Origin of the sequence: Candidatus Didemnitutus sp., from assembly GCA_019634575.1 — a bacterium.
In the GTDB taxonomy this organism is placed as follows: domain Bacteria; phylum Verrucomicrobiota; class Verrucomicrobiia; order Opitutales; family Opitutaceae; genus Didemnitutus.
Genome location: JAHCAY010000002.1, coordinates 60,564 through 74,207, shown reverse-complemented (window position 1 = coordinate 74,207; position 13,644 = coordinate 60,564). Strand labels below are relative to the sequence as shown.

General features: G+C 66.2%; 15 protein-coding genes. 9 read left to right on the top strand and 6 right to left on the bottom strand.

Annotated elements, in window-relative coordinates; translation table 11 throughout:
* The first annotated feature begins 91 nt into the window (after nucleotides 1-91).
* Together KF715_15340 and KF715_15335 are read left to right on the top strand one after the other, a co-directional pair.
* Nucleotides 92-1,909 carry a DUF885 family protein gene (locus KF715_15340; GenBank protein ID MBX3738067.1) on the top strand — a complete coding sequence of 606 codons (1,818 nt, stop codon included), beginning with the start codon at nucleotides 92-94 and terminating at the stop codon, nucleotides 1,907-1,909.
* On the top strand, nucleotides 1,906-2,190 hold the full coding sequence (locus KF715_15335; protein ID MBX3738066.1) for a hypothetical protein: 285 nt from the start codon (nucleotides 1,906-1,908) through the stop codon (nucleotides 2,188-2,190). The genes KF715_15340 and KF715_15335 overlap by 4 nt, the downstream gene beginning before the upstream one ends.
* On the opposite strand, the gene KF715_15330 is transcribed toward KF715_15335, so the two are convergent.
* Entirely contained in the window at nucleotides 2,187-2,915 is a 729-nt protein-coding gene (locus tag KF715_15330; GenBank protein ID MBX3738065.1) for a hypothetical protein, read from the bottom strand. The genes KF715_15335 and KF715_15330 overlap by 4 nt on opposite strands.
* Nucleotides 2,916-3,079: 164 nt before the next feature.
* On the opposite strand from KF715_15330, the gene KF715_15325 reads away from it, so the two are divergent.
* From KF715_15325 to KF715_15310, 4 genes are all read left to right on the top strand, one after another.
* Nucleotides 3,080-3,937, top strand: a complete 858-nt coding sequence (locus tag KF715_15325) for a hypothetical protein (GenBank protein MBX3738064.1) — start codon at nucleotides 3,080-3,082, stop codon at nucleotides 3,935-3,937.
* Nucleotides 3,938-4,044: 107 nt separating this feature from the next.
* On the top strand, nucleotides 4,045-4,371 hold the full coding sequence (locus tag KF715_15320) for a PadR family transcriptional regulator (GenBank protein ID MBX3738063.1): 327 nt from the start codon (nucleotides 4,045-4,047) through the stop codon (nucleotides 4,369-4,371).
* A gap of 22 nt (nucleotides 4,372-4,393) precedes the next feature.
* Entirely contained in the window at nucleotides 4,394-5,572 is a 1,179-nt protein-coding gene (locus tag KF715_15315) for a PspC domain-containing protein (protein ID MBX3738062.1), read from the top strand.
* Nucleotides 5,569-5,778 carry a hypothetical protein gene (locus tag KF715_15310; GenBank protein MBX3738061.1) on the top strand — a complete coding sequence of 70 codons (210 nt, stop codon included), beginning with the start codon at nucleotides 5,569-5,571 and terminating at the stop codon, nucleotides 5,776-5,778. The genes KF715_15315 and KF715_15310 overlap by 4 nt, the downstream gene beginning before the upstream one ends.
* A gap of 213 nt (nucleotides 5,779-5,991) precedes the next feature.
* Here the strand turns inward: KF715_15310 and recQ are convergent, their stop codons facing one another.
* The 3 genes from recQ to KF715_15295 form a co-directional block, all read right to left on the bottom strand.
* Nucleotides 5,992-7,821: a DNA helicase RecQ gene (gene recQ / locus KF715_15305; protein ID MBX3738060.1), complete on the bottom strand. Its 1,830-nt coding sequence runs from the start codon at nucleotides 7,819-7,821 to the stop codon at nucleotides 5,992-5,994.
* Between the two features lie 67 nt (nucleotides 7,822-7,888).
* Nucleotides 7,889-8,959, bottom strand: a complete 1,071-nt coding sequence (locus KF715_15300) for a YcaQ family DNA glycosylase (protein MBX3738059.1) — start codon at nucleotides 8,957-8,959, stop codon at nucleotides 7,889-7,891.
* 193 nt (nucleotides 8,960-9,152) lie between these two features.
* Nucleotides 9,153-9,971 (bottom strand): hypothetical protein, encoded by an 819-nt coding sequence (locus tag KF715_15295; protein ID MBX3738058.1) that lies wholly within the window; start codon nucleotides 9,969-9,971, stop codon nucleotides 9,153-9,155.
* 99 nt (nucleotides 9,972-10,070) lie between these two features.
* On the opposite strand from KF715_15295, the gene KF715_15290 reads away from it, so the two are divergent.
* Nucleotides 10,071-10,382: a hypothetical protein gene (locus tag KF715_15290; GenBank protein MBX3738057.1), complete on the top strand. Its 312-nt coding sequence runs from the start codon at nucleotides 10,071-10,073 to the stop codon at nucleotides 10,380-10,382.
* Between the two features lie 12 nt (nucleotides 10,383-10,394).
* Here KF715_15290 and KF715_15285 read toward each other — a convergent pair whose 3' ends face one another.
* Together KF715_15285 and KF715_15280 are read right to left on the bottom strand one after the other, a co-directional pair.
* Nucleotides 10,395-10,688, bottom strand: a complete 294-nt coding sequence (locus tag KF715_15285) for a Smr/MutS family protein (protein ID MBX3738056.1) — start codon at nucleotides 10,686-10,688, stop codon at nucleotides 10,395-10,397.
* Nucleotides 10,689-10,779: 91 nt separating this feature from the next.
* Nucleotides 10,780-11,079, bottom strand: a complete 300-nt coding sequence (locus tag KF715_15280) for a hypothetical protein (GenBank protein ID MBX3738055.1) — start codon at nucleotides 11,077-11,079, stop codon at nucleotides 10,780-10,782.
* A 273-nt stretch (nucleotides 11,080-11,352) separates the two neighbouring features.
* Here KF715_15280 and KF715_15275 point away from each other — a divergent pair, with 273 nt between their 5' ends.
* Nucleotides 11,353-12,270, top strand: coding sequence for an ABC transporter ATP-binding protein (locus KF715_15275; protein ID MBX3738054.1), 918 nt, complete (start codon nucleotides 11,353-11,355; stop codon nucleotides 12,268-12,270).
* A gap of 7 nt (nucleotides 12,271-12,277) precedes the next feature.
* Nucleotides 12,278-13,630, top strand: a complete 1,353-nt coding sequence (locus KF715_15270; GenBank protein ID MBX3738053.1) for an ABC transporter permease — start codon at nucleotides 12,278-12,280, stop codon at nucleotides 13,628-13,630.
* The last annotated feature ends 14 nt before the right edge of the window (nucleotides 13,631-13,644 follow it).

Below are 13,644 nucleotides of genomic sequence, written 5' to 3'. Positions count from 1 at the left end.
GCCGAGGACGGCGGCGGCCACCTCGGCTTGCCAGGACTCCGCGCTTGCGGCGCGGGTGTTTCGCGGAACACTGCGCGGACCCCGTTTGCCCATGACGCACCACGCCGTTCGTTGCCTCCTTGCCCTCGGATCACTCGCAGCCTCCGCCTTCGCGGCCGACGACAGCTTTCGCCACGGCCAGCCGGCGCAATCGCAGCGCTCCGCCGCCGACTACGTGCCTGACCTCGCGGCCTACGCGAAGCCGCAGTCGAGCGAGCTGCGCGAGTTGGTCGAACGCTACAACGCCGACCGTGAGGGCTTGCTCGTCATGCATCCGGTGGCGAATTCGCCCCTGCAGCTGCGTCGGTTGGGCGAGTTCTACCGCGCCTGGCAGGCGAAGCTCGACGGCATGAACTACGACGCGCTCGGTGCCGAGGGGCGCATCGACTGGCAGCTGATGCGCGCCGAGCTGAAGTTCCAGCTCGCGCTCCTCGACCGTCAGCAGAAGCGCATGGCCGAGATCGTGCCGCTGCTGCCGTTCTTCGAGCAGCTGGCGACCCTTCAGGAAAAGCGCCGCGAATACGCCCGGCCCGACGGCAAGGCCTCCGCCGCCGTCCTGGCCGACGCGCGCGTGCAGCTCGAGGCGGTGCGCAAGGCGCTCGAGTCCGGCCTGAGCGACAAACCGGCCGAGAACGCCATCAAGCCGGACAAGATCGTCGCGCTCCGCGCCATCAACCAGCTCGATGCCACGGGCAAGCAGCTCGGCGACTGGTTCAAGCATTACGACGGCTACGATCCGGAGTTCGGCTGGTGGACGCGCGAACCCTACAAGAAACTCACGACCGCGCTGGACGACTACGCGAAATTCCTCCGCGAGAAGGTCGTCGGAGCCAAGCCCGGCGAGGACGAGCCGATCGTGGGCGACCCGATCGGCGCCGACGGCCTCGCGGTCGATCTCGAGCACGAGATGATTCCCTACACGCCCGAGCAGCTGATCGCCGTCGCGGAGAAGGAATTCGCCTGGTGCGAGGCCGAATGGAAGAAGGTCGCGCAGGAACTCGGCTACGGCGACGACTGGAAGAAGGCGCTCGAGAAGATGAAAGACGACTACGTCGCGCCCGGCGACCAGCCGCAGATGATCGCTGGCCTCGCCTATGAGGCGGTGGATTTCGTGACGCAGCGCAATCTCCTCACCGTGCCGCCGCACATGGTCGACGACTGGACGATGACCATGATGTCGCCCGAGCGGCAGAAGGTGAACCCGTTCTTCCTCGGTGGCGACCGCATCATCGTGTCGTTCCCGACGGACACGATGGACCACAAGGACAAGCTCGACAGCCTGCGCGCGAACAACATCCACCTCTGCCGCGCCACCGTCTTCCACGAGCTGATTCCCGGCCACCACATGCAGTTCTGGTATCTCGATCGCTACAACCAACACCGCCGGACCTTCGACACGCCGTTCTGGATCGAGGGCTGGGCGCTGTGGTGGGAGTTCCACCTCTGGGACCTCGGCTTCCAGCAGAAGCCGCTCGACCGCGCCGGCGCGCTCTTCTGGCGCACGCACCGCTGCGCCCGCATCATCTTCTCGCTCAATTTCCACCTCGGCAAATGGACGCCGCAGCAGTGCATCGACTTCCTCGTCGATCGCGTCGGCCACGACCGCCACACCGCCACCGGCGAGGTGCGCCGCTCGTTCAACGGCGACTACTCGCCGCTCTACCAGGTCGGCTACATGATGGGCGCGATCCAGATCCGCGCGCTCTACGCCGACCTCGTGAAGAGTGGCAAGATGGGCGAAAAGGAGTTCCACGACGCGATCATGCGCGGCGGCTCGATGCCGATCGAAATGGTCCGCGCGCATCTGACCGGCACCAAGCTCCCGCGCGACTACCGCACCTCATGGAAATTCGTGGGCGAGAACCCGTGAAGAAGCCGCGCTCCGCCAAGAACGTCCCGCCCGCGCCCGCGGCCCCATCCAGCAAGGCCCTGCGCTGGGCCGTCGCGATCACTTGCGTGGCGGCGATCGTGCTGCTGATGCGGCTCGCGCGCGACATCCTCGCGCAGATCGAGGCGCTCGGCGGCACGGGCGGCGCCGGCACGCTGCGGCTTCTCACCGGGCTCTTCGTCGTGATGTGCCTCGCGGGCTTCGTGGCCGCGGGGTTGTGGAAGGTGGGCCGCAGCCTGTTCGGTCGGGACGGCAAGAACTAGCGGCGCGTCGCGTGCAGCGCGTCGAGGCGGGCTAGCAGCTCCGCGTCCGCCAGGTCCGCCGGCCAGCCGTAGGCCGCCGCCAGCGCCGCCTCGAGGGCGTCGCTGTCGTCGCTCCGCGCGGCCCGCGCGAGCGCGAAGCGCTGTTCTTCCTGCGCGCGGCTGAGCGCGCTCAACGCGGTCGCGGGCGGCCACGGAAACGGGAATGAGCGCAGCGCTGCGAGCGGGTTGCCGACGCGGACGCTCCAGAGCGCGAAGGCTCGCGATGCCAGCACGGCGGCGCTGAAGTCGTCGTCGCGCGCCCACACCACGAGCGAGTTGTCGGGCAGGACGTCGCCCTCGATCCAGGCGAAAGCCGGTTCCGGGTCGGCGGCGGGGCAGGCGAGGAAACGCTCGAGCCGGGCGAGGGCGTTGCGCAGGTCGTCGTTTCGGCTCGGCGAGTGGAGCGGTGTGCCGGTGCGCGCGAGAGCGGCGAACGGAGCGGCGTAGAGCTGCGCTTCGGCTTCGCTCATCGCGGCGGGAAAATCGACGACGGCGAGCCGGCGTTCCGCGCGGTCGGACGCGACGCCGATGAACTCGCGCAGCACGTCGGAGTTGGGTTTGCCGGTGGCGTTGCGGGCGGCGCGGAGGCGCTGTGCTGCGGAGGGGGCGACGACGCGCGCCGCTTCGACACGCTCGCCGCGGAAGGCGAACGGGAGATTCTCGGACAGCGGCGCGGATGCGGGCATGCGTTATCCGTTGTCGATACGACGCCACGCGCAAGGCGCAATGTCCCGGTTCTCGCGCGACGCGGACAGGCCGCGCGGTGCGTGCGAGGGCGGCGCGCCGTTTGACGACGCGTTGACGGAAAAGGTCTTGCTGGGGTCGGTCGGGCGCGACTTTTTCGGGAGCCATGCGAATCCTCGTCCTCGCTGTCGCGTGCTTGCTGCTGTCGGTGACGCCGGTGTCGGCAGTTTATTACGGCCAGGCGCGCGAGGAGGTCGTGAAGGAGCTCGGCAAACCGGTCTCAGAACTGAAGCGCGGTGCCCGGGAGGTGATGATCTTCAAGACCGGGCGGATCGAGCTGGAGAGCGGGAAGGTCGCGGTCGTGCAGGGTTTGCCGGTAACAGACGGGCCGGTGGCGGCGCCGATGCCAACGCCGATGGCCGACACGCCCAAGGCGGCGGAGTCAGCCGCAGGCCCGATCGAAACGAAGGCGGCAACCGAAGCGCCGGCGAAAGCCGCGCCGATCTCCGCGGCAAAGGAGAAGAGCGTGGAGCAGCAGATGATCGAAGCGGACGCGGCGGCGCGGACGAAGATGGAGAAGCAGATTGAAGAGCTCGAGAATCCGCCGCCGCCGGCGCGGGATCACGATCGTGGACCGCCGCGCTGGCTGACGTTCATCGTCGAGCTCATTATCAAGGCGGTGATGATGCTCGCGGCGTTGAAGCTCACGACGAAGTATTGGGACGTGGAGATCTCGTGGTTCGGCCTCGCGATGGCGGCGATCGCGGACACGGTGGCGCGCGCGGTGGTCGGAGCGATTGCGCTGTGGGCGCTCGGGATGGGCACGACAATGTATGCCGACGAGGCGACGGCGGCGCTCATCCTCGTCGTGGTGCTGCGGAAGGTGAGTTACAACCAATCGCTCGCCCAAGCCGTCACGATCACGCTCACGTCGAAGACGTTTACCGTCGTGGTGGGATCATTTCTGTCGGTTGTCCTGCTGCGCGCATTGTTCGGCGGCGGCGGTGGGCTCATGCCGTTCTGAGGCGGAGAGCGCGATGACTCCGGAAGGAGAGGAATGGATTTTTCGCTTGTGTGCGGGGTGTCGCCAGCTACCTTGCGTGAACAAGGTAGCTTGTTTAGCCCGAAATCATGGCCATCGACGAAAAATTCACCGCGATCCGCAAGGGACTCCTCGAGTTCCTCGTGTTGAAGATCATCGCCGGTGAGAAGGTCTATGCGGCCGATATCCTGGCGCAGCTGAGCGAGACCGATTTCGCCACGCAGGAGGGCACGCTCTATCCGCTCCTGAGCAAGATGCGCCGGGAAGGGCTGGTCGACTACGAGTGGCAGGAGTCGGAGGCCGGACCGCCGCGCAAATACTATGAGCTGACGGCGGCGGGGCGCGCGCAACTGCGCGAGACTCTCGGCTACTGGGACAAGATCAGCGCCACCGTGAAGAATCTCGGACAAAAATGAACGGCCCGCGGGCCTTCCTCCCATGAACAAGGTGATCACGATCAATCTCGGCGGCACGGCCTATCAGCTGGAGGAAACCGGCTATGACGCGTTGCGCGCTTATCTCGAAGCGGCGGGCGCTCGGCTGCGCCAGAATCCGGATCGCGACGAAATTCTCTCCGACATCGAGACCTCGATCGGGGAGAAATTCCGCGGTCGGCTGAGTGCACACAAGAACGTCGTGACGGCAGCGGAGGTCGCCGCCGTCTTGGCGGAAATGGGGCCGATCGAGGACGACACGGCACCCGGAGCGGCGCCCGGCGACGCGAAGCGGGAGGAGTCCCCGCGCGGTGAGCGCACGGCGCGGACGGAAGAGACCGCGGGTGCGGGGCCGGTCAAGCGACTCTACCGCATCTACGACGGGGCGATGGTTTCGGGCGTGTGTAACGGTCTGGGCGCCTACCTCGGGGTGGATCCGACCATTGTGCGCGTGCTGTTCGTGCTGCTGACGCTCGCGTGGGGCGCGGGAGCGCTGGCCTATCTGCTCCTCGTGATTGTGGTTCCAGTGGCCAAGTCGCCGGAAGAAAGGGCGGCGTCGGCGGGGGAGCCGTTCACGGCGCAGGAATTCATCAAGCGCGCTCGTGCCGGCTACTACGGCGCGATGCGCGATTTCCACGATCACCACGCGCGGCGCGAGTGGAAGCGACGCTTCCGGGAAGAGATGCGCGGTTGGCGCCGGTCGTTCCGGCGCGAGATGCGCGCGGGGGCGTGGGGGCGAGCGACGTGTTTCGGCGAGGGTAGCGGCGTGCCGCCGACGCCGACCTTTGCGCTGCCTTTCATTTCCGTGATGCACGGTCTGCTGGCGGTGTTGATGGTGTGTGCGGTGATCACATTGCTGGCGACGGGAACGCTGCTGGGGGCATCCCTCCCGGCGAGCCTTCCGGTGTGGGCGGCGTTGCTGCTGATGTTGTTCGCTTATGGCATGGTGGCGTGGCCGCTGAAGGCGGCGCGGCGGGCGTTCTATCACGGGGCGTTTTCCGGACCGCCGTGGGCGTGGTCGGCGGCGATGGCGGTCGATTGGGTCGTGTGGCTCGCCGTGGTGGCGGTGCTGCTTTGGCTCGCGGTCAAGCACCTGCCGATGGCGCAGGATGCGGTGCACAATCTGCCGACCGTCGCGCGGGAGGCGGCGCACAGCATCCGGGAGTGGTGGAACAGCTGGTGAAAACCGTCATGCAGAACGAAACCGGAGTGGCTCCGGCCGTGGCTGGCCGGTTGCAGCGTTTCCGCGGTGAACTGGCCGACCTGGCGTTTGCGCTCGAGCGCCGTGGGCGGATAGACGCCGCGGATGTCGTGAATGCGATCGCGGCGCGCGTGGCTGAAATCGAAACGGAGCTTGCAGTGGTCGCGCAGCCGGAATCTGCGGTATGATTGCCGTCGTCATCGTTCTCGCTGCGCTCATGGTCCTCGTCGCCACCGATCAGGCGGATGGCGGCAGCTGAGCGTCGGCGTGCTTAGGCGAGATCAGGCAATCGGTGGGCGTCGGCGTCCCGACTGACGCCCGTCGTCGCCGGGGACGGCGACGACCACCTTTCAGTGCGGATCGCTAGAATCGAGGCGCGCGCTCAAAGGCATGAGTCGGATTTAGTCGCTGAATTTCAGCCGCGGGTTCGTGTCGAGAAACTGCGCGATGGCGGCGACGAAGGTCGGGCCGTATTCGGCGCGCTTCTTCTCGCCGATGCCGGTGATGCCGTCGAGTTGGTCCACGTCGATCGGATACTCGCGGGCGAGCTGGCGCAGTGTGGCGTCGCCGAAGACGACGTAGGCGGGAACGCCGCGCTCGTCGGCGAGTTTCTTGCGCAGCTCGCGCAGGCGGGCGAACAGGATTTCGTCGCACTCGATCTCGCCCTCACGGCGGGTGACGCGTTTCGCTTTCGGGAGAGAGAGCGGTTTGGTGAGCGTGATCTTTTCGCGCGAGCGGAGGACGTTCATGCCGTCCGCAGTGAGTTCGAGGATGGGAAACTCGCCCTCGGCTTGCGCGACGTAGCCAAGGCGCATGAGTTCGCGGCCGACGGCGGCCCAGGCGGGGCGGGCGAGTTCCTTGCCGATGCCGTAGGTCGTGAGCTGGTCGTGATTCCAGCGCAGGACCTTTTCGGTTTCGGCGCCGGTGAGGACTTCGATGATGTGATTCAGCCCGACGCCGAAGCGGCCGGTTTGGCGGATGCGGTAGATGCAGGAGAGAAATTTCTGCGCGACGACGGTGCCGTCGTAGGTCTCGCGCGGTTCGAGGCAGTTGTCGCACGCGCCGCATTCGCCGAGCGGGAATTTTTCGCCGAAGTAGGCGAGCAGCTCGCTGCGGCGGCAGACGGCGCTCTCGGCGTAGTGCATCATCAGGCGGAGCTGGTTGCGCGCGACGGTCTTCTCGTGTTCGTCGGTCATCTCGTCGATGAAGTGCGTCTGCTTCGCGGCGTCGCCGCCGGAGAAGAGCAGGAGGCAGTCGCTCGGCAAACTGTCGCGGCCGGCGCGGCCGGTTTCCTGGTAGTAGCCCTCGATGTTCTTCGGCAGGTCGTGGTGGATGACCCAGCGGACATTGGGTTTGTTGATGCCCATGCCGAAGGCGATTGTCGCGCAGATGATCTTGGTGTCGTCGCGGAGAAACTGTTCCTGGTTGCGCGCGCGTTCCTCGGCGTCGAGGCCGGCGTGGTAGGCGCGGGCGGAGAAGCCGCGTCCGGCGAGCGCCTCGGCGACGCGCTCGGTGGTGGCGCGCGTGGCGCAGTAGATGATGCCGCTCTCGTCCTCGCGCTTGCGGACGAATTCGATGATTTGTTTCAGCGGCTGGTCCTTCGGGAGGACGCGGTAGGTGAGATTCGGGCGATTGAAGCTGGCGACGAAGACGGCCGGCTCGCGGAGCTGCAGGTGCTTGACGATGTCGGCCCGGACGCGCTCGGTCGCGGTGGCGGTGAGCGCCATCACGGGCACTTCGGGGAGAAGTTTGCGAAGGCGGGCGAGCTGGCGGTATTCGGGGCGGAAGTCGTGGCCCCATTCGGAGACGCAGTGTGCCTCGTCGATGGCGAGCGCGGTGATGTTCCAGTTGGCGAGGTTCTCCTTCCACTCGTCGAGCATCAGGCGCTCGGGGGCGACGTAGAGGAGGCGCCACTCGCCGCGGTGGAGGCCGCGGAGGCGGGATTTCGCCTCGTCGGCGGACAGGGTGGAGTTGAGGAACGTGGCGGCGACGCCGGCGGCTTGGAGCTGGTCGACCTGGTCCTTCATCAACGCGATCAGCGGCGAGACGACGACGGTCAGGCCGGAGCGGTGAAGCGCGGGGAGTTGAAAGCAGAGGGATTTGCCGCCGCCGGTGGGGAGCAGGGCGAAAACGTCCTTTCCGGCGAGGGCGGTCTCGATGATCTCGCGCTGCAACGGGCGAAAAGCGCCGTAGCCGAACGTGGTTTTGAGCGTGAGCAGGAGGTCGTCCACAAACTGTGCAGAGTGCGTGACGGCCCGTGCGGCAATCAAGCGCGGAGGCGAAAAGGCGGGCGAGTTTTTATTTCAATCCGAGCCAGTGGGCGAGGGCGCGGACGGCGTCGGCGGATTTGTGGCCGCGTTTGATCGAGCGGCCTTCGACGCGGAGGCGGCCGGTGGCGCGATCGGCTTTGGGGTCGACGTGGCCGACGAGTTCGGTGCCGGCGAGGATCGGAAGCGAGTAGTGGCCGCGGACGCGTTTGGCGGGCGGGGTATAGGCTTCCCACGTGTAGTCGAAACTCCAGAGGGCCGACGTCACGCGTCGGTCGTAGATCAGTGGGTCGAGCGGGGCGAGGAGGTGGAGCGGGGGAGCCGAGTGTTGCGGACCGGGAGTTGAGGGCTCGAGCAGCGGCAGGTCCGTGCGGAGGCAGTAAAGGGGCGGGCAGTTCTCGACGGAGATCGGCTGGACGAGGTCGGCGACGAGGGGAAGTTCGTCGCGTTTGAGTGTGCAGAGGCGGCGCTGGCGGAGTTTCAACTCGGCGCACCAGTGCGCGGTGGCGCGGGCGGCGGGCTCCGGTGCAGCGAGGATTTCGGCCGGCAGGACGCGTTCTGGAAGATCGTAGAAGCGGCGGTTGCCGGTGCCTCGCTTGGCGATGAGGAGGCGGCCGTGGAAGAAGAGTTTCTGGAGCGTGGCTTTGACGAGCGAAGATGCGCCCCAGACTTGGCGCGAGGGGCCGTGGTCGTCGAAGTCTTCCGCGCTGAGCGGGCCGCGGGCGGCGATCGCGGAGAGGAGGTTTTCGGCGAGGATTTTTTGCTTCGCGGAAAGGCGACCGGACCATGAGCCGGAGCGATGCGTGCGGCGGCGCATAGCGGCGAGAAGGTGCGGCCAGGCTTCGTGGCCGAAGGCGACGAGGATGCCGGTTTGCGGGTGATGATGCTCGAAGGCGACGCGTTGCGTCGCGGGTTTCACGGACGTGTCGCCGTGCAGATGGCGCATCAGATCGCCTTCGCGGTAGCCGGCCACGCGGTGGCGGAGGATGAGGTCGTGCATGCGGCCGCAGATGTTAAGCGGATCGATCTGCACATAGCCGAGTCGGGCGAGGGCGGCGGCGACATCGGCGACGGGCTCGTCGAGCAGCAGCGCGCGGCGCATGAAGCGGCGGGCGTGGTCGGTGGTCAGGCGGAGCGGCGGCACGGCGGAAGACTTTGGCCGGAGAGGCTTGGCGGCAAGTTTGGCCGCAGCACAGTCGACGGTCCGGGAAGGCGGCGCAGTTTGTCGTGGCCGAAAACAAAACAGCCGCGCCTGGCGGCGCGGCTGGAAAGTTATCTCGCGTGGGAGGGGCCGGTTATTTCTTTGGCGCGGCGGCTTGGAGCTCGTCGAGGCGCTTCTGGAGGGCGTTCATCTCGGAGACAAGGCGCTCTTCCATCTTCTTGCGGTCGGAGCTGTTCACGATGCTCATGCTGGCGGCGTCGCGGACGACGTTGGCGGGGAGCGAGAGCAGGCGGGTGAGGAGGCCCTGATCCTTGAAGCTGCTGAGGTAGAGGGCGGTGATCTCGTGCGAGAGCTTCATGGAATCCTGCGCGATGGTCTGGGCGGTCATCACGTTGTTGTTGAGCTCCTGATTGCGGGCCATTTCGGCGGTGAGAGCGCCGCTGATCTGATTCGAGATGCGTTGCGAATACTGCGCGATGGACTCGCGGGTGAGGTTTTGGTCCTTCGACATTTCCGCGAGGATCGGGGAAATCTTCTCGGCGAGGCGGCCGCCGACCTTGTCGATTTGCTCGTTCTGGAGCTTCTCGGCTTCCTCGGGCGTCTTCGGAATGTTGGTGCCGTAGGGCATGACCTTGGCGGCGATGGCCTCGGCGAGCTGGTTCATCTTTTCCTGATTCAGCTTCTGGACTTCCTCCTCGGTCAGGAAGACGTCGGCGGAGCGCTTCGCGATGGCGTCCTTGAGCAGCGTGTTGACGGATTCGATGTGGCGGCGGGTCTCCTCGGCGGAGGCTTTGAGTTCGGCGTTGGTCTGCTCGCGCAACGCATTCATCTCGGTTTGCTGACGCGTCGCGAGATCCTGCACGGTCTTTTGGTGGAACCAGAAAATCGCGCCGCCAACGAGAAGGGCGGTGAGGATGACCGCCGGAATTTGTGCTTTAAGATTTTGCCACATGTGTGTGTCGGGTTGAGATAACTGCCGACAGTCAGACAGATAGAATGTTCAAATGCAACGCCGCCTTCGCTCCGCCAAACGTGTAAAAACCTCTGCCCCATGAGTCTGAATCGCTCCGAACAATCGCTCTTCGATTACTGGCAACGCCAGCCGGAGGAGTTGCGACATTGGCAGATGAAAACCGTCGAGGCGGCGAAGCGGTTCGCCTTGCCCGGCGACGTCGCGCGCGGACTCGAACGCGAGCTCTGGGATTATTTTCGCGAGCGGACGGCGCAGGTGCCGGCGCTGCGGTCGCTCAGCCCCGGCGGCGGGCAGCGGGTGAGCATGCTGAATCTCGCGGAGCTGATGCTGCGGCTCTGGGGGCCGCTGCCGAAGGCGAAGCGCCCGGGGCCGCGTCCGCTGGAATCTTGAGCGGACGGTGGGTCAAGCGTCGCGTCGCAGCGTGACGAGCGTGGCGCCCCAACCGCCGCTGTGCTCGTCCCCGAGGCGGAAGCCGGCGACGCGCGACGAGCGGCGCAGAAGGGCGTGGACGGTTTCGCGCAGGGTGCCGGTGCCTTTGCCGTGCACGACCCGCACGGTGAAAATGCCGGCGCGCACGCACTCGGCGAAATAGTCGTCGAGCAACGGCGCGATCTCGGTGGGTCGAAACGTGTGCAGATCCAGTTCGCCGGTAATCGGAACGCGGACGGGATCGGGGGCTTCCGCTTCTTCAGTCACGGGTGCACATAACGTGAGCGGCGCGACTGGTGCAAAAGAAAACCCGCCCCCCGTGGGGCGGGTTGGACACACACACAACTAAAATGGGAAATCAGGAGCGGACTTGCGTCGGCGTCTTCGTCGCGATGGCGACCGAGCGCTCGTCCTGCGCGACGCGTTGCGCGACCAGGTTGAGGGAGGGTAGCGCGGTGCGGACGGCGAACGCGGGCTTGGCCTGGTTGCGGAAGGACTCGAGGCTTTGCGCGATGGTCTTCTCGGCTTCCGTGTAGCGCGGGGCGGTGACGGTGTAGGCCGGGAGATTGATGACGTTTTCGTTCTGGTTCTGCACGGCGGCGGAGGCGGCGGTGACGGTGACGCTCACGAGGGAGAGGATGAAAGTGATCTTCTTCATGGTTCGTATCGGTTGATGCCACCACTACACGCAAGCGCGGTGCCAAGTTGCGGCGCGTTGCGTAAGTGGCCGTGGCTGCGCGGAATGAATTTTTTCGGGCCAAAGTGGGAACTCGCAAAGACCAGGGTTCGCGTCACGCGCGCGGTATCGGCGATTCCCACGCGTGGGACGATTTCGGGCGGGTCATGCCTGACCATGACTTTCGGACGCCGAAAGGGCGTCGCGGGCGACGGCGATGCCGGCTGAATTCGCTCCTGTCCCGCTTCACCCGCCATGCTGCAATTCGATCATCTCACCCAGCGCTACGGCGCGCTCACGGCACTCGACGACGTCTCGCTCACGATCGAGCGCGGCGAATTTTTCGGTCTGCTCGGACCCAACGGCGCGGGCAAGAGCACGCTCATGTCGCTCATCGCGGGATTGCGCGCGCCGAGCGCCGGGACGCTGCGGCTCGGCGGCGTGAATCTTGCAGGCCGGCCGGCCGAGCTCGTGCGGGCGACCGGCTTCGTGCCGCAATCGGTCGCGCTCTACGAGGAGCTCACCGCGGAGGAGAACCTCGGCATCTTCGGCCGCCTTTACGGCCTCGCCGGCAAGGCGCTCGCCGCGCGCATCGACGAATGCCTGGCCGCGGTGCAGCTCGCGGATCGCCGCAAGCACGCGGTGAAGACCTTCTCCGGCGGCATGCAGCGGCGGTTGAATCTCGCGGCGAGTCTGCTGCACGAGCCGACGCTGCTGCTCTGCGACGAGCCGACCGTCGGGGTCGATCCTCAGTCGCGCAACGCGATCTTCGATCTGCTCCAGCGGCTGAATCGCGAGGGGCTGACCGTGATCTACTCGACGCACTACATGGAGGAAGCGACGCGCCTCTGCTCGCGCATCGGCATCATCGACCACGGCAAGATTCTCGCGCTCGGCACGCTGGAGGAATTGCTCGCGCGGTTGCCGGCGGCGGAAGTCGTGAGTTTCTCGCGCAACGGCACGCCGCCCGCCGCTGTCGCGGTGCTGGCGCGCTTCGGGACGCTGCGCGAACACGACGAGCGCTGCGAAGTGCTCCTCGGCGCGGGCGTGCGGCTGGCGGACTTCTTCGCCGCGACGCAAGCGGCCGGGCTGCCCGATCGCGCGTTCACGCTGAAGCGTCCGACGCTCGAGGATCTCTTTCTCCATCTGACCGGCAAAACCCTGCGCGAATAACCCCGCCATGCACCTCGTCCTCACGCTCCTCCGCAAGGATTACCTCAACTTCAAGAAAGACCGCGTCGCCGTCGGGCTCACGTTTCTCGTGCCGATCGTGCTGATCTACATCTTCGGCCAGGTGTTCGGCGTGAATCGCAAGGATACCGGTCCGGTCGGCATCCCGCTCGCGATCGTCAATCAGAGCAGCGCGCCGGAGATCGCGACGCTCGTCGACGCGCTGAAACGCGAAAAGGCGTTCCGCGTCGTGGAGACGGAGACCGACGCACAAGGGCGGGCGCGGGCGCTGACCGAGGATGTGGTGCGCGCGGGTTTCAAGAGCGACCGCTTTCGGTTCGCGCTCGTATTCCCGGCCGACGCGACGAGCGACGCGCGTTTCGGGTTGCGCATGAAGTTCCTCACCAATCCGCGCAACGAGATCGAGACGCAGACCGTGACCGGCCTGCTCCAGAAAACCGTTTATACCGCCGCGCCGCAGTTGCTCATGCAATCGCTGCGCAAGCAGGCGGTGGAGTTCATCGGCGCGAAGGACACCGACAAGTTCTACGGCGAAATCGCGGGCAGCGTGAGTCGCGCGTTCAGCCTCGATGAAGCCAAGGTGCGTGAGACGATGGCGCGCGGCGAAATTCCGCGTGCGAAGCCTGTGTCCGCGAGGGCCGACGGCAGCAGCGACGCAAGCACGAGCGGCCTCGGCGATTTCATGGAGCGCGTGATCAAGATCGAGAAGGAGCAGCTCGCCGGCGCGCAGGTGACGAACGCCGCAGCGACGCGCGTGGTCGGCGGCTGGGCGATGATGTTCCTGCTCTTCTCGCTCAGCGGCATGGCGACGTCGCTCTTCGAGGAGAAGAAGGCCGGCATTTTCCTCCGGCTGCTCTCGGCTCCGGTGCGCCGGTCGCACCTGTTGTGGAGCAAGTATCTCTTCGGCATCGCGCTCGGACTCGTGCAACTCGTGACGCTCTTCTTCGCGGGACGTCTGATGTTCGGCATCGATGTGCTGTCGAACTTCGGGAATCTCGTCGTAATCTGCCTCGTCGCCGCGATGGCGTGCACGGCGTTTGGCATGTTGCTGGCGTCGATCACGCGCACGCAGGCGGCGGCGTCGGGTCTCGCGACGCTGTTGATCCTCACGATGAGTTCGATCGGCGGCGCGTGGTTTCCGACATCGTTCATGCCGGAATTCATCCAGAAACTCAGCAAATTGACCGTCGTCTACTGGTCGATGGAAGGCTTCGCTCTTGTGCTCTGGAACGGTTGCACGTTCGCCGAGCTGTTGCCGACGCTCGGCGTGCTGCTCGGCATGTCGGCCGTGCTCGTGGCGATCAGCCTGTGGCGGTTTCGCCGCGGGCCGATTTTCGATTGAGCGGGGCGTCGCCG

Excerpts from the sequence above, each read along its gene's own strand:
- KF715_15340 (MBX3738067.1), top strand. The coding sequence starts at position 92 with ATGACGCACCACGCCGTTCGTTGCCTCCTTGCCCTCGGATCACTCGCA.
- KF715_15330 (MBX3738065.1), bottom strand. The coding sequence starts at position 2,915 with ATGCCCGCATCCGCGCCGCTGTCCGAGAATCTCCCGTTCGCCTTCCGC.
- KF715_15325 (MBX3738064.1), top strand. The coding sequence starts at position 3,080 with ATGCGAATCCTCGTCCTCGCTGTCGCGTGCTTGCTGCTGTCGGTGACG.
- KF715_15320 (MBX3738063.1), top strand. The coding sequence starts at position 4,045 with ATGGCCATCGACGAAAAATTCACCGCGATCCGCAAGGGACTCCTCGAG.
- KF715_15315 (MBX3738062.1), top strand. The coding sequence starts at position 4,394 with ATGAACAAGGTGATCACGATCAATCTCGGCGGCACGGCCTATCAGCTG.
- KF715_15300 (MBX3738059.1), bottom strand. The coding sequence starts at position 8,959 with ATGCGCCGCGCGCTGCTGCTCGACGAGCCCGTCGCCGATGTCGCCGCC.
- KF715_15295 (MBX3738058.1), bottom strand. The coding sequence starts at position 9,971 with ATGTGGCAAAATCTTAAAGCACAAATTCCGGCGGTCATCCTCACCGCC.
- KF715_15290 (MBX3738057.1), top strand. The coding sequence starts at position 10,071 with ATGAGTCTGAATCGCTCCGAACAATCGCTCTTCGATTACTGGCAACGC.
- KF715_15280 (MBX3738055.1), bottom strand. The coding sequence starts at position 11,079 with ATGAAGAAGATCACTTTCATCCTCTCCCTCGTGAGCGTCACCGTCACC.
- KF715_15275 (MBX3738054.1), top strand. The coding sequence starts at position 11,353 with ATGCTGCAATTCGATCATCTCACCCAGCGCTACGGCGCGCTCACGGCA.
- KF715_15270 (MBX3738053.1), top strand. The coding sequence starts at position 12,278 with ATGCACCTCGTCCTCACGCTCCTCCGCAAGGATTACCTCAACTTCAAG.